At 73.8% G+C, this 20,017-nt stretch carries 19 protein-coding genes; 5 read left to right on the top strand and 14 right to left on the bottom strand.

Annotated elements, in window-relative coordinates; all coding sequences use genetic code 11:
- Positions 1–277: 277 nt before the first annotated feature.
- The 6 genes from ACGFSH_RS03420 to ACGFSH_RS03445 form a co-directional block, all read right to left on the bottom strand.
- Positions 278–1,138, bottom strand: a complete 861-nt coding sequence (locus tag ACGFSH_RS03420) for an ECF transporter S component (RefSeq protein ID WP_393344500.1) — start codon at positions 1,136–1,138, stop codon at positions 278–280.
- Positions 1,135–2,958, bottom strand: a complete 1,824-nt coding sequence (locus ACGFSH_RS03425) for an ABC transporter ATP-binding protein (protein ID WP_393344502.1) — start codon at positions 2,956–2,958, stop codon at positions 1,135–1,137. The genes ACGFSH_RS03420 and ACGFSH_RS03425 overlap by 4 nt, the downstream gene beginning before the upstream one ends.
- Positions 2,955–4,028, bottom strand: coding sequence for an energy-coupling factor transporter transmembrane component T (locus ACGFSH_RS03430; protein WP_393344504.1), 1,074 nt, complete (start codon positions 4,026–4,028; stop codon positions 2,955–2,957). The genes ACGFSH_RS03425 and ACGFSH_RS03430 overlap by 4 nt, the downstream gene beginning before the upstream one ends.
- The gene (locus ACGFSH_RS03435) at positions 4,021–4,713 is read right to left on the bottom strand and encodes an SCO2322 family protein (protein ID WP_393344506.1); all 693 of its coding nucleotides are present in this window, start codon (positions 4,711–4,713) and stop codon (positions 4,021–4,023) included. Before ACGFSH_RS03435 ends, ACGFSH_RS03430 begins: the two co-directional genes overlap by 8 nt.
- The gene (locus ACGFSH_RS03440; RefSeq protein ID WP_393344508.1) at positions 4,710–5,981 is read right to left on the bottom strand and encodes a prenyltransferase/squalene oxidase repeat-containing protein; all 1,272 of its coding nucleotides are present in this window, start codon (positions 5,979–5,981) and stop codon (positions 4,710–4,712) included. The genes ACGFSH_RS03435 and ACGFSH_RS03440 overlap by 4 nt, the downstream gene beginning before the upstream one ends.
- Positions 5,982–6,517: 536 nt before the next feature.
- Positions 6,518–7,570 carry an MBL fold metallo-hydrolase gene (locus ACGFSH_RS03445; RefSeq protein WP_393344510.1) on the bottom strand — a complete coding sequence of 351 codons (1,053 nt, stop codon included), beginning with the start codon at positions 7,568–7,570 and terminating at the stop codon, positions 6,518–6,520.
- A gap of 231 nt (positions 7,571–7,801) precedes the next feature.
- On the opposite strand from ACGFSH_RS03445, the gene ACGFSH_RS03450 reads away from it, so the two are divergent.
- Positions 7,802–9,259, top strand: a complete 1,458-nt coding sequence (locus ACGFSH_RS03450; RefSeq protein WP_393344512.1) for an aldehyde dehydrogenase — start codon at positions 7,802–7,804, stop codon at positions 9,257–9,259.
- A 5-nt stretch (positions 9,260–9,264) separates the two neighbouring features.
- Positions 9,265–9,537: a ferredoxin gene (locus ACGFSH_RS03455; protein ID WP_393344515.1), complete on the top strand. Its 273-nt coding sequence runs from the start codon at positions 9,265–9,267 to the stop codon at positions 9,535–9,537.
- 6 nt (positions 9,538–9,543) lie between these two features.
- On the opposite strand, the gene ACGFSH_RS03460 is transcribed toward ACGFSH_RS03455, so the two are convergent.
- Positions 9,544–10,704: a pentapeptide repeat-containing protein gene (locus ACGFSH_RS03460; protein WP_393344518.1), complete on the bottom strand. Its 1,161-nt coding sequence runs from the start codon at positions 10,702–10,704 to the stop codon at positions 9,544–9,546.
- Positions 10,705–10,803: 99 nt separating this feature from the next.
- Entirely contained in the window at positions 10,804–11,448 is a 645-nt protein-coding gene (locus ACGFSH_RS03465) for a TetR family transcriptional regulator (protein ID WP_393344520.1), read from the bottom strand.
- A 230-nt stretch (positions 11,449–11,678) separates the two neighbouring features.
- Between ACGFSH_RS03465 and ACGFSH_RS03470 the strand changes: the two genes are divergently transcribed.
- The 3 genes from ACGFSH_RS03470 to ACGFSH_RS03480 are packed head-to-tail and all read left to right on the top strand — an operon-like array spanning position 11,679 to position 15,006.
- Positions 11,679–13,202, top strand: coding sequence for a glycosyltransferase family 4 protein (locus tag ACGFSH_RS03470; RefSeq protein WP_393344522.1), 1,524 nt, complete (start codon positions 11,679–11,681; stop codon positions 13,200–13,202).
- Complete coding sequence (locus ACGFSH_RS03475) at positions 13,196–13,939, top strand: class I SAM-dependent methyltransferase (RefSeq protein ID WP_393344524.1); 744 nt, start codon at positions 13,196–13,198, stop codon at positions 13,937–13,939. The genes ACGFSH_RS03470 and ACGFSH_RS03475 overlap by 7 nt, the downstream gene beginning before the upstream one ends.
- Entirely contained in the window at positions 13,936–15,006 is a 1,071-nt protein-coding gene (locus ACGFSH_RS03480; RefSeq protein WP_393344527.1) for a prenyltransferase, read from the top strand. Before ACGFSH_RS03475 ends, ACGFSH_RS03480 begins: the two co-directional genes overlap by 4 nt.
- A 14-nt stretch (positions 15,007–15,020) precedes the next feature.
- On the opposite strand, the gene ACGFSH_RS03485 is transcribed toward ACGFSH_RS03480, so the two are convergent.
- From ACGFSH_RS03485 to ACGFSH_RS03510, 6 genes are all read right to left on the bottom strand, one after another.
- Positions 15,021–15,311, bottom strand: coding sequence for a hypothetical protein (locus tag ACGFSH_RS03485; RefSeq protein WP_057583141.1), 291 nt, complete (start codon positions 15,309–15,311; stop codon positions 15,021–15,023).
- A gap of 81 nt (positions 15,312–15,392) precedes the next feature.
- The gene (locus tag ACGFSH_RS03490; RefSeq protein ID WP_393344530.1) at positions 15,393–16,403 is read right to left on the bottom strand and encodes an LLM class F420-dependent oxidoreductase; all 1,011 of its coding nucleotides are present in this window, start codon (positions 16,401–16,403) and stop codon (positions 15,393–15,395) included.
- Positions 16,404–16,520: 117 nt separating this feature from the next.
- Positions 16,521–17,348, bottom strand: coding sequence for a hypothetical protein (locus ACGFSH_RS03495; RefSeq protein WP_393344531.1), 828 nt, complete (start codon positions 17,346–17,348; stop codon positions 16,521–16,523).
- Between the two features lie 173 nt (positions 17,349–17,521).
- Positions 17,522–18,529: an N-acetylmuramoyl-L-alanine amidase gene (locus ACGFSH_RS03500; RefSeq protein WP_393344533.1), complete on the bottom strand. Its 1,008-nt coding sequence runs from the start codon at positions 18,527–18,529 to the stop codon at positions 17,522–17,524.
- A 36-nt stretch (positions 18,530–18,565) separates the two neighbouring features.
- Entirely contained in the window at positions 18,566–19,396 is an 831-nt protein-coding gene (locus tag ACGFSH_RS03505) for a hypothetical protein (RefSeq protein WP_393344535.1), read from the bottom strand.
- The gene (locus tag ACGFSH_RS03510; protein WP_393344537.1) at positions 19,396–19,938 is read right to left on the bottom strand and encodes a SigE family RNA polymerase sigma factor; all 543 of its coding nucleotides are present in this window, start codon (positions 19,936–19,938) and stop codon (positions 19,396–19,398) included. Before ACGFSH_RS03510 ends, ACGFSH_RS03505 begins: the two co-directional genes overlap by 1 nt.
- Between the last annotated feature and the right edge of the window lie 79 nt (positions 19,939–20,017).

Genomic DNA, 20,017 nt, shown 5'->3' on the forward strand with positions numbered 1-20,017 from the left:
CGGTGCGTGGGCCGCACCGCGTGAGGTGCGGTGGGTGGCTGCATGCCGTGGGGCCGAGGCCGTGAGGCTCGTCGGCGCCCTGCGACGTCATCCAGAGAAACAGGCTTCGACGCCGTCCGCAAAGACCCCTTTTGCTAGTTGTGGCCGTACTCGGAGGGAGGGCCGCGCGTGTGACCTGGATCTCTATGTGCAGGTCAGAGCGGGTATGAGTGCGCGCATTCTGTCGTTTTTGTCCGACTAGGGAGGCTAGTAGGTGATGTGGGTCATGTGGGGTGGTTCACCGGTCAACGGCCTTCCGGGCCGCCTCCGCCGGCTCTCCGGGGCCCTCGAATGTGACCGCGGTCTCGAAGGCCGCCCTGCGGGTGGCTCTGCGTAGCGCCTTGAGCACGGCCGGGCCGAGGGTGAGCGTCAGCAGCACCGTCACCAGCGCCCGTCCCAGGTCCCAGCCCAGCGACGTCGCCACGCAGTACGCGACGAACCGGGCCAGGTTCGCCGGGACCGTCCCGTCCGGGTCGAACGCCACCCCCGAGGCCAGCGCGCCCATGAACGGCCAGCCCGCCATGTTCATCGCCGTGCCGTAGGCGAAGGCGGCGAGGAAGCCGTACGCGGCCAGCAGCGCCGACTCCGCCCGGCCGCGCAGCCGCTCCGGGCCCGGCAGCAGGCCCGCCCCCATCGTGAACCAGCCCATCGCCAGCATCTGGAACGGCATCCACGGCCCCACCCCGCCCGTGAGCAGGGCGGACGCGAACATCGTGACCGAGCCCAGGACGAATCCGAACCCCGGGCCCAGGACCCGGCCGCTCAGCACCATCAGGAAGAACATGGGCTCGATGCCCGCCGTCCCCGCGCCGATCGGACGCAGCGCCGCACCCGTCGCCGCCAGCACGCCGAGCATCGCGACCGCCTTCGCGCCGAGCCCGGACTCCGAGATCGTCGCCGTCACGACCGCGACCAGCAGGACCAGCAGGCCCGCGAACAGCCAGGGCGCGTCCTGCGCGTGCGCGTTCAGGGCGGAACTCGGCGGGGCCAGGAAGGGCCAGCCGAACGCGATCACGCCCACGGCCCCGACCAGTGCCAACGCCGTCAGGGAGCGGGGCCCCAGCCGCACGGGGCGGGGACGCCGAGGGGGAATCGTCATCGCAGGGCCCGCCTCACCTGCGCGACCGTCAGCCACTCCTGCGGCGCGAGGATCTTGGTCACCTGTGGGGCGAAGGACGGGGACGAGACCACCACCTCCGCCGTGGGACCGTCGGCGATCACCTCGCCCTCCGCGAGCAGCACCACCCGGTGGGCCAGCTCCGCGGCCAGTTCCACGTCGTGCGTGGCCAGGACGATCGCGTGACCGGCCGCGGCCAGCGCGCGCAGGACGGCGACCAGGCGGCCCTTGGCCGCGTAGTCCAGGCCGCGGGTGGGCTCGTCGAGCAGCAGGAGCGGCGGCCGGGCGGCCAGGACGACCGCCAGCGCGAGCGTGAGCCGCTGCCCCTCGGACAGATCGCGGGGGTGGGTGTCGTCCGCGATGCCGGGCAGCAGTTCCGAGACCAGGGCGCGGCAGGTCCCGGGTGCGGCCTGCGCGTCGCGGTCGGCGGCCGTGCACTCGGCGGCGACCGTGTCGGCGTAGAGCAGGTCGCGCGGCTCCTGCGGGACGAGGCCGACGCGGCGGACCAGGTCGCGGGGAGAGGTGCGGTGCGGGACCGCGCCGCCGACGCGCACCGTGCCGGCGGACGGCGCGACGAGCCCCACGAAGGCGTTGAGCAGCGTCGACTTCCCGGCGCCGTTGCGTCCCATGAGGGCGACCGTCTCTCCGGGCCCGACGGTGAGGCCGACGTCGCGCAGCGCCTGGACGCCGCCCAGCCGAACGGCGAGCGACCGCGCCTCCGCGGGCGGCGAGGAGAGGGACGGCACGGAATCGGACGGGGCGGAGGGAGAGAGGGCGGCGGGGGTGCGGCGGGAGCGGCGGAACAGCCGGCGGGCCGGGGGGTCCGCAGGCGAGGCGGCAGCGGGGGGCGCCGACTCCGGGGTCGCTGCGGCTGCCTTCGCCGCCGCCGTCGCGGGGTGGTCGTGGTCCGTCGGCTCTCCGGCCGCTTCGCGTATCTCCCCTGCCGGCGACGCCAGGGGCGCCTGCGGCGTCTCGCGGGGGTCCCGTGCGGCCAGGCGTTCTCGCAGGCCGGCCGCTCTGCGGCGGGCGTCGCGGACCGTCAGCGGCAGCGGGGACCAGCCCGCCAGCCTGCCCAGGTCCACCACCGGCGGGAACACGGGGGAGACGGCCATGACGTCGGCCGGCGCGCCGAGGATCGGGGGCGTTCCGGGTGCGGGCAGCAGGGCGACCCGGTCGGCGTACTGGAGCACGCGTTCCAGGCGGTGCTCGGCCAGCAGCACCGTCGTCCCGAGGTCGTGGACCAGCCGCAGGAGGACGGCGAGGACCTCCTCCGCGGCCGCCGGGTCGAGCGCGGACGTCGGCTCGTCCAGGACGAGCACCCGGGGATGCGGGGTGAGGACGGAGCCGATCGCGACCCGTTGCTGCTGGCCTCCCGAGAGGGTGGTGAGGGGACGGTCGCGCAGTGGGGCCAGGCCGAGCAGGTCGAGGGTCTCCTCGACGCGCCGGCGCATCACCGCGGGCGGCAGGCCCAACGACTCCATGCCGTAGGCGAGTTCGTCCTCGACGGTGTCCGTCACGAAGTGCGAGAGCGGGTCCTGGCCCACCGTCCCCACGACGTCGGCCAGCTCACGCGGCTTGTGGGTGCGGGTGTCGCGGCCGGCGACCGTGACGCGGCCGCGCAGGAGCCCGCCGGTGAAGTGCGGCACGAGGCCGCTCACCGCGCCCAGCAGCGTCGACTTGCCCACGCCCGACGGTCCGGCCAGCAGCACGAGTTCACCCTCGGGGACGGTGAAGTCGACGTCCTCGACGGTGGGTTCGGCGAGGCCGTCGTACGTCACGGAGACGTTCTCGAAGCGGATCACGACGGCTCCTTGTGCACGAACGCGGGCAGCAGCGCGAGGAGTACGGCCGCCGCGGGCCACAGCGGGAGGGCGGGCGCGGTCAGCGGGACCACCCCGGGGTTCAGGGCGGCCGGGTCGGCGGACGCGGCCAGGGCGAGCAGGGCCGCGACGGCGACGCCGGAGGCCGCGGTCAGGACGGCCCGCGGCGTCCAGCGGTCCGGGCGGTAGCGGGTGCGCGCGGAGCGGCGGCCGCCCAGCCGCAGCCCGGCGAGGGCCGCGACCACGCCGGCGAGCAGCACCGGCAGTCCGTAGGTGCCGCCGGCGGCGGTGAGCAGGCCGTACGTTCCCGCGCACACGCCGAGCAGGCCGCCCAGCGTGAGGGCGGCCGTCGTGCGGCGGACGGGGGCGGGGACGTCGGCGGTACGGCCGTAGCCGCGCGCGTCCATCGCGGCGGCCAGCGACACGGACCTCTCCAGCGCGCCCTCCAGCACCGGCAGCCCCACCTGGAGCAGCCCGCGCAGCCCTCGATCCGGACGGCCGCGCAGCCGGCGGGCGGCGCGCAGCCGCTGGACGTCCGCGATGAGGTTCGGGGCGAAGGTGAGCGCCACGACCACCGCGACGCCCGTCTCGTACAGGGCGCCCGGGAGCGCCTTCAGCAGGCGCGACGGGGAGGCCAGGGCGTTCGCGGCGCCGACGCACACGAGGAGCGTGGCCAGCCTCAGGCCGTCGTAGCAGGCGAAGAGCAGACCCTCCGCCGTGACCGCGCCGCCCAGCCGGATGCCCTGCGCCCAGTGCGGCAACGGGACTTCGGGCAGCGTGACCAGCACCTGCGTGCCCGGGATCGGCGAGCCGAGGACGACCACGAAGACGAGACGCACGACCAGGACGGCGAGGGCCAGCTTCAGGAACGCGGAGTAGGACCGTGACCAGGGGGTGTCGGGACGGCACACCGTCACGACGTACGCGGAGGCGGTGAGGAGCAGGCCGAGCAGGAGCGGATTGGTGGTGCGGGTGGCCGCGGCGCCCAGGCCGAGGGCCCACAGCCACCAGGCGCCGGGGTGCAGCGGGGGCCGGGAGCGGCGGTCAGTCATTCCGGCGCCGCCGCGCCTGCCACACCGCGGCCGCTCCCAGCACCGCCACCGCCGCCGCGCCCGCGTACAGGCCCACCGACGGGCCGCCGTCCTCGCCGCCGCCGTTCCCGTCCGCTCCCGCTCCCGCTCCTGCTTTCGCGTCGGCCGACGCCGGTTTCCGGGTGCTCGTCCCGTCCGTCGCCACCTGCTCGCCACAGCCCGAACGCGGGTACCCGGCGATCGCGCACAGCAGGGCGTTGGCGTCGTAGCGCAGGGGCCTGGCGACGGCGGCGAGCGCCTCGGCCGTGGTCGCGCCGGAGGCGACGCGGGCGCACGCCGTGCGCGGCGAGGGCGAGGGCGGGGTCTCGCCGCCGGGGGCGTCCGCCGCGGTGCCGAAGTCGATGACGAGGGCCACCCGCTTCATGCCGTCCCGCGGGGGCGTCTTCGCGCAGATCGCGGCGAAGGAGGCCGCGCCGCGCGGCCGGGTCGCGTCCTGCGAGTCCGCGCTCACCGCGAACCGGAAGCCCTGGACGTCGCCGTCGGAGGGGCGGGCGGTGGACGGGCCCTGGGTGGCGTACGTCCACCCGTCCGCGGTCCGGTCCCAGAAGGACCAGTAGCGGTACCCGGCCGCCTGCGCCGACTGCGCCGCGCCGGTCAGGACCAGCACCAGCGCGGCGAGAACGAGGGCGGCGGACCGGCGCTTCACGGCTGACGCCGCTTCCGGCCGCTGATGAGGAACCCGATGCCGGCCCCGGCGACGAGGAAGACGCCGACCGTCCACCAGACGCCGAACACGGAATCCGACGCGTCCTTCTCGTCGGCCTTGTCGCTCTTGGCGCTCTTGTCGTCCTTCTTGTCGTCGGCGGCGGCTCCGGAGGCCTTCGCCTCGTCCTGCGGGGCCGGGCCCGTCGCGTTGAGCAGGGCGACGAGGTCGGAGCCGCCGAAGTGGCGGGGGTCGGCGCCCATGGCACGCGCCGCGAAGATCAGCTGGGCGTAGGCGGCGGGGCCGCTCTGCTTCGCCCAGGCCGCGGAGTGCTGCTGGAGCCAGGCGAGGGGCTTCTTCGCCTGCTCGGTCCACCCCTGCGCGGCGAGGGCGACGACGGCGTCGGCGGTGTTGCCGTAGTCGGGCTGGTCCTCGGCGCCGGGGAGCACCGACTTCAGGTAGCCGGCGCCGCCGACCGCCGAGGCGAGGTACCGCGCGCCGTTGCGGGCGAGCGCGGACGGGGTGAGCGGCTTGGGGGAGTCGCCGCAGGTGCGGGCGTCCGTGGACGGCTTGCCCGCCTGCGCCGCGAACCCCTTGCCGAGGACGCCGAGCACGCCCGCGGCCGTGGCGTCCGCGTTGGCCGCGAGGGCGCCCTTCTTGTCCGGCTGGTACGCGAACGCGCCGCCGCCGGACGCGTCGCCGCACGGGAGGGAGAGCCCGGCGAGGGCGTCGTACGGCGACTTGCCGGCCTTCTTCACCTGCGCGGGCTGCTGCCCGGTCGCCGTGAGCGCTCCCGCGACCACCGAGGTCGAGTTCGCGTCGCTGGCGCCGCCGGGGGCGTACCCCCAGCCGCCGTCGGCGTTCTGGACCGACTTCAGCCAGCCGACCGCCTTGTCCGTCGCGGCCTCGTGGCCGCCGAGCGCGGCCAGCGCCTGGACGGCCGCCGCCGTGCTGTTGGTGTCCACCATCAGCTTGGCGTCGCACGCCTTGGCGGGGTCCGCGCGGAAGGCGGCGAACGCGCCGTTGGCGCACTGCTGCCCGGTCAGCCAGGCCACCGCGCCGGCCGCCGGGGTGACGCCCGTGGTCCGCTGCGCGAGCAGGGCCACCGACTGGCGCCAGACGCCGTCGTACGTGGGGTCGGCGGCGCCGTACAGCCCGTCGGGTATCGCCACCGTCGGGGTGGGGGCCGGGGGCGCCGCGACGGCGGGGACGGCGGCACCCAGCACGACGGCTGCGGCGGCCAGGGTCGCGGCGCTGCGACGGATGTTCATGATCGGCGGGTGCCTCTCCCGGTCGGGAGGTCACGCGGCCGGGCAGCACGGGACATCCCGGCGGCTCGGCTCCGTGACCCGGACGGTGCCGTGCGACGGCGGGCTTGCTGACGCACGTGAGCCGGTCACGCCCCCGTGCCGGACGCTTCCGCCCCGCCGGGACAGGGGTCTGCCGGGACGAGGCGGCCGGGGCCCGGGAGGAGGACGACGCCGGGATTGCACCGGCTTTCCCCCGTACGGGCGTGATGACGACGCGGCCACTCTACCGGCAGGTACCCGGCCCGCCGGGGGTGGCCGTACCCCGCGGGGCCGGCCGGCGGCCGGTCGGGGGCCGATCGGCGGCCGGCCGAGGGCCGGCGGGCGGTCGGCCGGCGGCGCGACGGCCCGTCACCGGCCGCCGGACACGCCCTCCATGGACCGTCCGGAGCGGTCCGCCGGTCGTCGCGGCGCGACGTACGTCACCGCAGCACCGCGACGAACGTCACGCGCCCTGCGCCCACACCCGTGTCCCGCGCCGCGACCCGTCCGCCACCGGTCTACACGGCGACGTACCTCACCGGCTCGCTCCCCGGCGCGGCTTCCGCGCGGCCCTGTTTCACCAGGCGCCGCAGATGGGCCTCGGCCTCGGAGACCGCGATGTTGCGCGAGGCGTGGGCGATCTGCTCCCAGGGTCTGTTCCACTCCATGCGTTCCGCGAGCTGCCAGGGGGTGAGCGGGGTGGCGAGAAGGGCGAGCAGGCCGGTGAGACGCTCCTCGTGGTGGACGAGCAGTTCCCGCACCCGGGAGGGCGCGTCGGTGAAGGCGTGCTGGTGGGCGGGGAGGATCTCGGCGGGGTCGAGCCGGCCGACCCGTTCGAGCGAGTCGAGGTAGTCGCCGAGAGGGTCGGTGACCGTGGCGTCGTCGGGGTCCTCGTACAGGCCGATGTGCGGGGTGATCTCCGGCAGCAGGTGGTCGCCGGAGAACAGGCGGCCGCGGCCGGGGAGTCCGCGGGGGTGGTCCTCCTCCAGGTGGAGGCAGACGTGGCCCGGGGTGTGGCCCGGCGTCCAGATCGCGCGCAGGCGGCGGCCGGGCAGGGCGAGCAGCTCGCCGGGGACGATCTCGCGGTCCGGGAGGGCGGGCGCCAGCCCCGGGAAGGGGCGCCGGAGGGCGGGCGGTCTGCGCAGCGGGGCGATGTGCTCCGGCGGTGCGCCGGCGACCGTGAGCTTGTCCGCCATGTACGTGTACCAGCGCTCGGGGCGGGTCTCGCGGGTGCGCCGGACGATCGCGGCGTCGGCCGCGTGCATCGCCACCCATGCCCCGGAGGTTTCCCGTACCCGGCCGGACAGGCCGTGGTGGTCGGGATGGTGGTGGGTGATCACCACGCCGTGCACCTCGGCGACGGAGACGCCGCACGCGTCCAGCCCGGCGCTCAGGGCGTCCCAGGACGCCGGATCGTCCCAGCCGGTGTCGATCAGGACCGGCCCCCGGTCGGTGTCGACGACGTGGACGAGGGTGTGCCCGAGCGGGTTGTCCGGGATGGGCACCCGCAGCGAGCGGACGCCGCCGCCGTGGTCGTACGTGGTGGGTCCGTTCGGGCTGTTGCTCTTCATCTGCCCTCCGTCGCAAGGCCGTTGCCCACTATAGCCAGAGCTGACGCTCTGTCAGGCAGGTCGGGCGGTCCGGGCTTGACGGTCCGGGCGAGACGGTCCGGGCCGGTCCGGCGACAGCCTCCGTCGGCGGTAAATCCGCTGGTGGAGGCTGCTTCCGTAGCAGCCCTGGCTTACTCGGGCGGGAACTGGTATCAGTTCCTGAAACACCGTCAGAAAATGAGGGCAGTGGCCATGGCCGAGCTCGTGGAACACGGAAAGCTTTTCATCGGCGGGAAGTTGACCGACCCGTTGGGCGACGACGTCATCGAGGTGATCTCACCGCACACCGAGGAGGTCATCGGACGGGTGCCGCACGCCTCGCGGGCGGACGTGGACCGGGCCGTCGCCGTCGCCCGGCAGGCCTTCGACGAGGGCCCCTGGCCCCGCCTCCCGCTCGACGAGCGGATCGAGGTCGTCGGCCGGATCAAGGACGGGATCCTCGCGCGGCACGAGGAACTGGCCCGCGTCATCTCCTCCGAGAACGGCTCCCCGTACTCCTGGAGCGTCCTCGCGCAGGCCCTCGGCGCGATGATGGTCTGGGACGCGGCGATCACCGTCGCCCGCGGCTTCACCTACGAGGAGCGGCGCGACGGCGTGCTCGGCAGGATCCTCGTGCGGCGCGAGCCGGTCGGGGTGGTCGCGGCAGTCGTCCCCTGGAACGTCCCGCAGTTCGTCGCCGCCGCCAAGCTGGCTCCCGCGCTGCTCACCGGCTGCACGGTGGTCCTGAAGCCGTCCCCCGAGTCGCCGCTGGACGCCTACGTCCTCGCGGACATCGCGCGGGAGGCCGGGCTGCCGGAGGGCGTGCTGTCGATCCTCCCGGCGGACCGCGAGGTGAGCGAGTACCTGGTCGGGCATCCGGGCGTGGACAAGGTGTCGTTCACCGGTTCGGTCGCGGCAGGCAAGCGGGTCATGGAGGTGGCGTCCCGCCATCTCACCCGGGTGACCCTGGAGCTGGGCGGCAAGTCCGCGGCGGTCGTCCTGCCGGACGCGGACCTCGCCACCGCCGTCCCCCAGATCGCCGCGGCCGCCTGGATGAACAACGGCCAGGCCTGCGTCGCCCAGACCCGCATCCTGCTCCCGCGTTCGCGCTACGACGAGTTCGCGGACGCCTTCGCCGCGGCGGCGGACGCCCTCGTGGTCGGCGACCCGCTGGACCCGGCCACCCAGCTCGGCCCGCTGGTGGCCGAGCGGCAGCAGCGCCGCAGCCTCGACTACATCCGCATCGGCCAGGAGGAGGGCGCGAAGATCCTCACCGGCGGCGGGCGCCCGGCGGGCCTGGAACGTGGCTGGTACGTCGAGCCGACGCTCTTCGGGGACGTCGACAACTCCATGCGGATCGCCCGCGAGGAGATCTTCGGCCCGGTGATCTGCCTGCTGCCCTACGGCGACGAGGCCGAGGCGGTGAAGATCGCGAACGACTCGGACTACGGGCTCAGCGGCAGTGTCTGGACGGCCGACGTCGGACACGGCGTCGACGTCGCGCGCCGGGTCCGCACCGGGACGTACTCCGTGAACACCTTCAGCCTGGACATGCTCGGCCCGTTCGGCGGCTACAAGAACTCCGGCCTGGGGCGGGAGTTCGGGCCCGAGGGCTTCGGCGAGTACCTCGAACACAAGATGATCCATCTGCCGGCGGGCTGGGAGGGGTGAGTGGGGTGGAGGCGCCTCCCACGGCACAGCGTCCCGGCGCAGGCACGGCCGACCGGTGGCACGTCGAGGTGGACCGGTCCCTGTGCATCGGCTCCGCCCAGTGCGTCCACCACGCGCCGGACGGCTTCCGCCTGGACACCGCACGTCAGTCCCGTCCGGCCGCCCCGGACACGGACGCCAACGAACGGGTGCTGGCTGCGGCGGAGAGCTGCCCGGTGGAGGCGATCATGATCACCCTGGCCCGGAACGGCGAACCGGTGTTCCCGCCCGAGGAGTGACGCCGGTCAGGGAGCGGACCGCAGCGGTGGCGCCGGCTGCGTCATCCCCGGCGGCTGGAGCAGGGGCGAGGGCTCGGGGCCGGGGTCCTCGGTGTCGACGACTCCGGCGGCCGTGTGGCCGAAGCCGGCGGGCCAGCGGGTGCGCTCGCTGGCCAGCGCGCCGGTCAGGCGGGCTTCGACGAGGTCGGCGGTGCTCAGGTCGGCGCCGCGCAGGTCGGCCATGCGCAGGTCGGCGCGGCGGAAGACCGCGCCGTGGGCGTCGGCCTTGCGCAGGTTCGCCTCGCGCAGGTCGGTCTCGGTGAAATCGGCGTCCCGCAAATCGGTTCCGACCAGCTTCGCGGCCCGCAGATCGGCCAGGACGCAGCGAGCCCGGCGGAGAACCGCGGTCGTGAGGTCGGCGTGCCGCAGGTTGACCGAGACCAGGGACGCCTGGGTCAGGTCGGCGTGGTACAGGCCCGCCGCCTCCATGCAGGCGCGGTCGAAGTTGACCTCGGGGAACCACAGTCCGTCGCAGTCGGCGCGGCGCAGGTCGGTGAGGCTGAGATTGACCCAGGACTGCTCCCGGTGCTCGCACAGTACGCCGAGCGCGGTCAGCGCCACCTGGGCGTCGGCGGCGCGGGTCTCCAGGGGCGCGACGTCGTTGATGGGCACGTCCGCCGCCGGTGATCCGGGCCCGGCGGGCGGCCAGGGCAGATGGGTCCGCAGATACGCGGCCTGGATGGAGACGATGGCCTCCCGGTCGCGGGCGGACTGCTCCGCGATCCGCCACAGCGCGTGCAGCCCGCCGATGCGCACGTCCAGCTTGTCGCTGCCGAGCTGGTCGACGGCCCGGCTGAACCGGTCGGTGACGTAGCCCTCCCGGGTGGCGCGCAGACCGTCCTGGCTCACCCGTAGTTGCCGCCAGGTGGCGTACGCGCCGAAGAGCACGACCAGGCCGCCGACCACCTGGAGAAGGGTCGTACGCACATCGTTCACCGCCGCGAGCCGATCCTGCGCGGTGACGCTCGCCCCGGCGAGATCGTGATCGACCACCATCCCCGGCAGGACGACGAACACCGTGCCCAGAACGACCAGACCCGCCCCGGCCAGCAGAACCGCGGACGCACGACGTACGACCGGTCCGTCACGCCATGGCCGCCGCCCCTGGTCTTGTTCCCCCCTGTCCATGGGCAGGGGAGCCTAGGGGCCGTTCAGAAGACGATCAACAGTGCCGTGACACGGGCCCGTGCCATGAGAACGGCCGCCCCGCGGCGAGTGCTCGTGGGGCTACCCGGTTGCCGGGGGCTCGGTCGGGGCAGCCGCCGCGGGGTCGGTGACGTCGATCAGCCGGCACACGGTCTCGATGTCTATCCGCACCTGGGCGATGGAGGCGCGGCCCGACAGCCAGGTGATGAGCGCCGAGTGCCAGGTGTGCTCGATGACGCGGACCGCGGAGAGCTGCTCGGGGGTGGGGTCGGTCAGACCCATCGAGTCCAGGATGATCGCCGTCGTCTGACGCGACACCTGGTCGACCTCCGGCGAGACGCTGCGGTCGGCGAAGGTGAGCGCGCGGACCATCGCGTCGGCCAGATGCGGCTCGCGCTGAAGGGCGCGGAACGCGCGCATCAGCGTCTCGGCGACCCGCTCCGCAGCCCGCTCGCCCGTCGGCGGCTTCTTCCGCAGCGTGCCGTGCATGTGCTCCAACTGGTCCTGCATGGTGGCCACCAGCAGATGCACCTTGGACGGGAAGTAGCGGTACAGCGTGCCGAGGGCGACCTGCGAGGACTCCGCGACCTCGCGCATCTGCACCGCGTCGAAACCGCCCCGGCTGGCCAGCTGCGCGCTCGCGTGCAGGATGCGGCGGCGGCGCGCCTCCTGCCGCTCGGTGAGGGCGGAGTGCGCGGGGCGCTGAGGGGTGGCTTCCGCAGACATGGGTCCCGTTCCGGTCCGTTCCGTGACAGTCGTGGTGACAGTCGGTGAGGGGGCGGTGATCATACGGCTCGGCGGGTGATCGGTGGTGGCGTGAATCACCTGATCCACTGCTCACAGCGCTCGTACCTGCCGGTAGATTCAGAGCCTCCCGAACGATCAAGTCTGAAACTTGTTCTAGATTAGCGTCCCACGTAGTCTCGCGGGACAATGCAGGCAGAAGGGGGCCCGGGGTGACCGCTGAGGCCAGTCAGGCAGGGTCTCGGCATGACCTTGCCGCTGACGGCGGGCGACCGCTCAAGATCGCGCTCCTCACCTATAAGGGAAACCCGTTCTGCGGTGGCCAGGGCGTCTACGTACGGCATCTCTCGCGCGAACTCGCCCGCCTCGGGCACAGCGTCGAGGTGATCGGTTCGCAGCCCTATCCGGTCCTCGACCCGGGGCACGAGGACCGGCTGTCGCTGACCGAGCTGCCCAGCCTCGACCTCTACCGCCAGCCGGACCCCTTCCGCACCCCCGGCCGGGGCGAATACCGCGACTGGATCGACGCCCTCGAAGTGGCGACGATGTGGACCGGCGGGTTCCCCGAGCCGCTGACCTTCTCGCTACGCGCCCGCCGCCATCTGCGCGCCCGCCGCGGCGAGTTCGACGTCGTGCACGACAACCAGACCCTGGGCTACGGCCTGCTCGGTGACGTCGGCGCCCCTCTGGTCACCACCATCCACCACCCCATCACCGTCGACCGGCAGCTGGAGCTGGACGCGGCCGAGGGGTGGCGGCGCCGGTACTCCGTGCGGCGCTGGTACGGCTTCACCGCCATGCAGAAGCGCGTCGCCCGCCGCCTGCCCTCCGTGCTCACCGTCTCCGGCACCTCCCGCCAGGAGATCGTCGACCACCTCGGCGTCCGCGACGACCGCATCCACGTCGTCCACATCGGCGCCGACACCGACCTGTTCTCGCCGAATCCCGCCGTGGCGCACATACCGGGCCGGATCGTGACGACGTCCAGCGCGGACGTGCCGCTCAAGGGCCTCGTCCATCTCGTCGACGCCCTGGCGAAGGTGCGCACCGAGCACCCGCACGCGCGCCTCGTGGTCGTCGGCAAGCGCCCGCAGGAGGGGCCGGTCGCCCAGTCGATCGAGCGGTACGGCCTCGAAGGGGCCGTCGAGTTCGTCAAGGGCATCTCCGACGCCGAACTGGTCGACCTGGTGCGCTCGGCAGAAGTCGCCTGCGTGCCGTCGCTCTACGAGGGCTTCTCCCTGCCGGCCGCCGAGGCCATGGCCACGGGCACCCCGCTGCTCGCCACGACCGGCGGGGCGATCCCCGAGGTCGCCGGGCGGGACGGGGAGACCTGCCTGGCCGTGCCGCCCGGCGACGCGGGGGCGCTCGCCGCGGGTCTGGGCCGGCTGCTCGGCGACCCCGCACTACGGGCCCGGCTCGGCGCGGCCGGACGCCAGCGGGTGCTGGAGCGGTTCACCTGGGCGCGGGCGGCCGAGGGGACCGTGGCCCGCTACCGCGAGGCGATGGCCGACGACCGCCGCACCCGACGCACCCCCGGGTCCGCACCGGCTCCCGGGTCCGCACCGAGCCGTTCCGGCGCCGTCACCGCCGACGCGGGCACGGCGGCGTCCCCCGCGTCGCTCGTCGCTTCCTCCGCCCCCTCCGCTCCCGAGGCCGTCGACGCCCGGGCCACCGGCGGCGCTCCCGCCGCCGACGTAACCGAAGCATCCGATCGCGAAAGCAGGGCCACGTGCTGACCGTCGACTTCTCCCGGTTCCCGCTCGCCCCGGGAGACCGGGTCCTCGACCTCGGCTGCGGGGCCGGCCGGCACGCCTTCGAGTGCTACCGGCGCGGCGCGCAGGTGGTGGCCCTCGACCAGAACGCCGAGGAGATCCGCGAGGTCGCCAAGTGGTTCGCGGCGATGAAGGAGGCCGGGGAGGCCCCCGAGGGCGCGACCGCGACCGCCATGGAGGGCGACGCCCTCGCCCTGCCCTTCCCCGACGAGTCCTTCGACGTCGTCATCATCTCCGAGGTCATGGAGCACATACCGGACGACAAGGGCGTCCTCGCGGAGATGGTGCGCGTGCTGAAGCCGGGCGGCCGCATCGCGATCACCGTCCCGCGCTACGGCCCCGAGAAGGTCTGCTGGACGCTCTCCGACGCCTACCACGAGGTTGAGGGCGGCCACATCCGCATCTACAAGGCGGACGAACTCCTCGGGAAGATCCGCGAGGCCGGCCTCAAGCCGTACGGCACCCACCACGCCCACGCGCTGCACTCGCCGTACTGGTGGCTCAAGTGCGCGTTCGGCGTCGACAACGACAAGGCGCTGCCGGTGCGCGCCTACCACAAGCTGCTGGTGTGGGACATCATGAAGAAGCCGCTGGCGACCCGGGTCGCCGAGCAGGCGCTGAACCCGCTCATCGGCAAGAGCTTCGTGGCCTACGCGACCAAGCCGCATCTGCCCACGCTGTCCGAGGCGGACGCCAAGTGACGACGCCCCGGACAGAACACCTCGTCCTGACCGGGGTCCTCACCGCCGAGCAGGCCGCCGCGACCGTCGCCGGAATCCTCGCCGTGCAGCGCGAGGACGGCGCCATCCCGTGGTTCCGCGGCCACCACCTCGACCCGTGGGACCACACCGAGGCCGCCATGGCCCTGGACGCGGCCGGCGAGCACGAGGCCGCCGAGCGCGCCTACGACTGGCTGGCCCGGCACCAGAACGACGACGGCTCCTGGTTCGCGGCCTACCAGGACGGCGACTTCGACGCCGTCACCGACCGGGGGCGGGAGACGAACTTCGTCGCCTACATCGCCGTCGGCGTCTGGCACCACTACCTGTCCACCGGCGACGACACCTTCCTCGACCGCATGTGGCCGACGGTGTACGCGGCGATCGAGTACGTGCTGCGGCTCCAGCAGCCCGGCGGGCAGATCGGCTGGCGGCGCGACGACGACGGCACGCCGACCGCCGACGCGCTGCTCACCGGCTCCTCCTCGATCCACCAGGCGCTGCGCTGTGCGCTGGCCGTCGCCGAACAGCGCGAAGAGCCGCAGCCCGACTGGGAGTTGGCGGCGGGCGCCCTGCGGCACGCCATACGGCGCCACCCGGAACGGTTCCTCGACAAGGGCCGCTACTCGATGGACTGGTACTACCCCGTCCTGGGCGGCGCGCTGACCGGCGCGGAGGCCAAGGCCCGCATCGAGGCGGACTGGGACCGGTTCGTCGTCCCCGGCCTGGGCGTGCGCTGCGTGGTGCCCAACCCCTGGGTGACCGGCGGCGAATCGGCCGAACTCGCCCTCGCGCTGTGGGCGATGGGCGAGTCCGACCGGGCGCTGGAGATCCTTCAGGCGATCCAGCACCTCCGGGACGCGGAGTCGGGGCTGTACTGGACCGGGTTCGTGTTCGAGGACGAGGCGATCTGGCCCCGGGAGCTGACCAGCTGGACGGCGGGCTCGCTGCTGCTCGCCGTCGCGGCCCTGGGCGGCCACGAGGCCACCTGCGCCGTCTTCGGCGGAGAGCAGCTGCCCTCCGGACTGGAAGCGGACTGCTGCGCCTGAGCGGTACTCAGGCCTCAGTGGCGGTGGACGCGGTTCGCGATGGCGTGGCCGACGAACAGGTACACCACCGCCGCCAGGCCGTAACCGGCCACGACCCGGGCCCACGCCTCGTCGAACGTGAAGAGGTCACGGGACCAGCCGGCCAGCCAGTTGGCCGCGTGGTGGACGAACTGGACCAGGTCGTTCCCCCGGTTGGCGTCCAGCAGATACATGAGGATCCAGAGCCCCAGGATGACGGCCATGACGTCCGCGACGACCGCTATGACCGTTCCTGCCGAGTTGGAACCACTGCGATATCGAGACATGCCATCCGGATTGCCGTTCGATTCCGAATGAAACCTCGGCGCCCCGGGGCCACTTGCCGACCCCCGGCCGCGCGCCGGCGCTCAGGAGTTCAGCTCCGCCAGGACCCGCAGCGAGACCGGGTCCGGAGCCACCGCCAGCAGGTCCGTCACCGGGCCCTTGCGCCACGACTCCAGCCGCTCCGCGATGCGTTCGCGCGGTCCGACGAGGGAGATCTCGTCGGCGAACGCGTCCGGCACGGCGAGCACGGCCTCCTCGCGACGGCCCGTCAGGAACAGTTCCTGGACACGCCGCGCCTCCTCCTCGTACCCCATGCGCGCCATCAGGTCGGCGTGGAAGTTGCGGGTCGCGTGACCCATGCCGCCGATGTAGAAGCCGAGCATGGCCTTGACCGCGAGAAGCCCCTCGGCGACGTCGTCGCACACCTTGACCCGTGCCATCGGGGCCACCCGGAAGCCCTCCGGCAGCTCCCGCACCCCCGGGCCGTACGCGTCCGGCCGGCTCGGCGACCAGTACAGCGGCAACCAGCCGTCGGCGATCCGCACGGTCTGCGCGACGTTCTTCGGCCCCTCCGCCCCGAGCAGCACCGGCAGGTCCGGCCGCAGCGGGTGGGTGATGGACTTCAGGGCCCTGCCCAGCCCGGTCGCGTCGGGGCCCCGGTAGGGGAGGGGGTGGAACCGGCCGTCCGACTCGACCGGGGCCTCCCGCCGCAGCACCTGCCGGACGACGTCCACGTACTCGCGGGTCGCGGTCAGCGGCGACGCGGGGAAGGGGCGGCCGTACCAGCCCTCGACGACCTGCGGGCCGGACAGTCCGAGCCCCAGCGTCATGCGTCCCCCGGACAGATGGTCCAGGGTGAGGGCGTGCATCGCGGTCGTGGCGGGGGAGCGGGCCGCCATCTGCGCGACCGCCGTGCCCAGCCCGATCCGTGAGGTGCGGGCGGCGATCCAGGTGAGCGGGGTGAAGGCGTCCGACCCCCAAGACTCCGCCGTCCACACCGAGTCGTACCCGAGCCGCTCCGCCTCCCGGGCCAGCTCCACATGGTCCGCGGAGGGGCCGCGGCCCCAGTAGCCGAGCGCCAGACCGAGCCGCATCACAGCCTCCTGACGGTCCGTCAGTCACAGGGGTCTGCGACTGTACGACAACGGCCCCCCGCCCGGAAGGGCGAGGGGCCTGCTTGCCGTGGTGCGACGCCCCGTGGGGGCGGACGCTCAGCCGCGCTGGATGCCGGAGGCGTCCCGCAGCACGCCGCGCCGGCCGTCCTGGGTCTGCGCGACGAGACCCTGGGCGCCCTGCTCGACGGCCAGGTACCAGGTGCCCGGAGCCAGTTCGGCGATCGGCGTCGGCGCGCCGTCCTCCGCGTACAGCGGACGCGGCACCGGCACGGCGAACCAGAACGGCGAGAAGTCGCCGGACGCCGGCTGCGCCGGACCCGGCTGCCCGCCGAACGACTGACCGCCCGGCTGACCCGGCTGGCCCGGCTGCGGCTGGCCGCCGAACGCCGACGGCTGCGGCGCGCCCGGGTAGCCGTAACCGGCGGGCGGCTGCGCGCCGTAGGGCTGCGGGGCCTGCGGCTTCGGCGCGGGGACGAGACCGGCCTGGAGGGCGGGCACCAGCGGCGTGGCGACGGCGGCGCCGGCCAGGATCAGCGTGGCGATGAGGGCGAGGATCAGACCCGCGCCGGCGTCGGGGGCGTTCGAGCTGTCGCCGACGTTGTCGTAACCGCCGGACGGGTCGAAGATGTTGCCGAGGGCGCTCCACGCCGCGAAGACCGTGAACGCCACACCGAACTGGCGCAGGTCGAGTCCGAAGACCTTGGGCGGCTGCGGCAGCCCCCTGCTGACGACCACGAGAGCGGCGCCGATGATCCCCGCGAGCACGACGCCGAACAGCACGGGCCCGCTGTTCCAGAGGTTCGGCAGGTCGTAGCTGTCCGGGATCCCGTCGATCGAGTAGTTGTCGAGGAACGACGCGACGAACAGCAGTACCGCTGCTCCGATCACCACGCCGTCGCCTCGAGTGAGGGAGCGGATATTCACTTCAGGTCCTTCGTCAGTCGTCTCGTCATCGGCACACGCATGCACATATCGGTAGAGGCGTCGCTGTCACCAGATCACCGTCGGCCCCGGTGTGAGCGCGGGGGTGGCCCCTCATCGTAGGGACGACATTATCGTCCGCACGATCGCGCTGTCCGCCGGGATCCGCGCCCAGGTCACGACCCGTGCAGGAAACCCACGATTCCCTCAGACATCCCTTGCGCCGCCTTCTGCCGCCACACGCCACTGGTCAGCAGCGCCGCGTCCTTGCTATCGCGCATGTTCCCGCACTCGATGAACACCTTGGGAACCGTTGACAGATTGAGACCGCCGAGGTCCCTGCGCGTGACGAGACCGGTGCCGTCTCCGATGTAGTTGGACGCCGAAGTGCCCGTGGAACGGGCGAAGTCGCTCGCGATCAGCTTCCCGAGGGCCTTCGACGGGCCGACGACGGCCCGGGTGTCCGCGGCGCCCGCGTGCACCGCGGCCGGGAGGATCACATGGAAGCCGCGGTTGCCGGCCGCCGAGCCGTCGGCGTGGATCGAGACGACTGCGTCGGCGTGCGCCGCGTTCCCGATGCGGGCGCGCTCGTCGACGCACGGCCCGAACGGCCGGTCCCCGTCCTGCGTCAGCTTCACCGTCGCGCCCTGCCGCTGGAGCAGCGTGCGCAGCCGGTGGGCCACGTCCAGCGTGAACTCGGCCTCGCTGTAACCGGCGTTCGTGGCCGTCCCCGTGGTGTCGCACTCCTTGCGGTTGGTGCCGATGTCCACCTGCCGGCCGATCTCGCCGGTGTGCCGTGCGTTGGCCGGGTTGTGCCCCGGATCGATGACGACGACCTTGCCGGCGAGAGGGGCGGCGGCGCTGCTCGGCGGCGCGGAGAGGGTGTCCGGCCGGTCGTCGCCGGTCGAGCCGGTCCCCGGACCGTTCGCCGGGGCGCTGGAGACGCCCGCTCCCGCCCGCGCCCCGCCGTCCCCGCCGCTCCCGGTACCGCCCAGCGCCCCGTACGCCAGCCAGCCCAGCAGCGCGCCGGGCACGAGCGCGGCGAGCGCCACGGTCAGCGGACGGCGCAGCCGCGACCGCCGGGGCCGGTCCGAGCCGTCCGGGCCGTCCGAGCCGAAGGCGCCGGACGGACGGTAGGGGTCGGAGGGGCCGTAGGGGTCGGAGTGCGGGCCTGAGTACGACACGCGTGCCACCCTAACCGGCGTCTGTCACGGGCACCCTCAGCGCGTCACCTCCGCCGACGCGTACGCGGTGGCCGCGGGAGCCAGGCACACGAACCAGTCGTAAGGGGAGCCGTCGACCGTACGGATCGCCGGGGCGCCGCCCGCGCGGCCGGCCGTCGCCGCGCCCCTGCCGACCTCGGTCTTCGCACCGTTCTTCCAGGTGCACGTCACCTGCCGGGCGGACTTGGCCACCTTGCCGATCACCAGCCGGGCGGGGCCCCGGCCGGAGGGGGAGAGCGGCACCGCGACGGCGTCGACGTCCCGGCCGTGCAGGGCGTCGGCCTCGGTGGTGACTCCGTGCAGGGTCAGCATCTCCTGGGTGATCCGTGTCTCGCCGGTGCCGCGCAGCACGAAGTACGCACTCTTGCCGACCAGGTCGGCCGGGGTGTTCACGGCTGTCGGCGTCTCGCCGTCCCGCGCCATCGCGACCACGGTGGCCCGGGCGTCGCGGACGTCTGCCGGGGCCGGCCAGACGTCGAGGGCGACCTGCCACCGCTTTCCCCCGTCCGTGCCGGACGCGAGCACGACCCTGTCGGCCGGGCGCACCGGCGCCGGGGTCTGCGAGACGGCCGGCCGGGTCGCCGCGGGGACCGTGCGTTCACCGCCGTCGCCGGACAGTCCGGTCACCGCCAGCGCCCCCGTCGAGCCGCCGACCACCAGCGCGGTGGCCGCCGCGACCGCCCAGCGGCGGGCTCTGCGGCGGCGCCCGCCACGGATCAGCGCCTGGGTGGGGGCTATGCCGATCTCCACCTCGTCCGCGGCGTCGGCCAGCAGCAGGGCGATGTCGTGGTGTGCCATGTCGTGGTTCGTCTCCCGGTCCGCGTCCATCACTTCCGCCCTCCGTGCGCCACCGCGTCCGCCAGTTCCGGTATGGCCCGCAGTTTCGCGATCCCCTTGGCCGCGTTGCTCTTCACCGTGCCGACCGAACAGCCCATCGCCTCGGCCGTCTGCGTCTCGGTCAGGTCCTCCCAGTAGCGCAGGACCACCGCCTCCCGTTGCCTCGGCGGCAGCGCGGCCAGCGCCTTGAGCAGGGTGTGGCGGTCGTCGGCCCGGGTGATCAGATCACCGGTGTCGGCGACCTCGTGGGCGAGCCGCGCGCCGTCGTCCTTCGGGGCGAGGAACTCCCGGAGCTTCCGGCGGTGCCTGCGGGCGTGCGAGTTGACCATCACGCGCCGCACGTACGCCTCCGGTTCGTCGGCCGCGGCGACTCGGCGCCAGGCCACGAAGACCTGCTCCAGCGTCGACTGGACCAGGTCCTCCGCGGCGTGCTGTTCCCCCGTGAGAAGAAACGCCGTGCGCAGCAGCCGTGGCCAGCGGCCGACGACGAAGGCCCGGAACTCCGCGTCCCGGTCCTGCTTCCGATCCCCCATGAGCACCTCCTAGATGTTCAAAGGAGGCCATGAGAGCCCCGGATCGTTGCCTCGCCCGGCGGAGATTCTCCACGGCGGC

It is taken from the genome of Streptomyces sp. NPDC048481, from assembly GCF_043200075.1.
GTDB lineage: Bacteria > Actinomycetota > Actinomycetes > Streptomycetales > Streptomycetaceae > Streptomyces.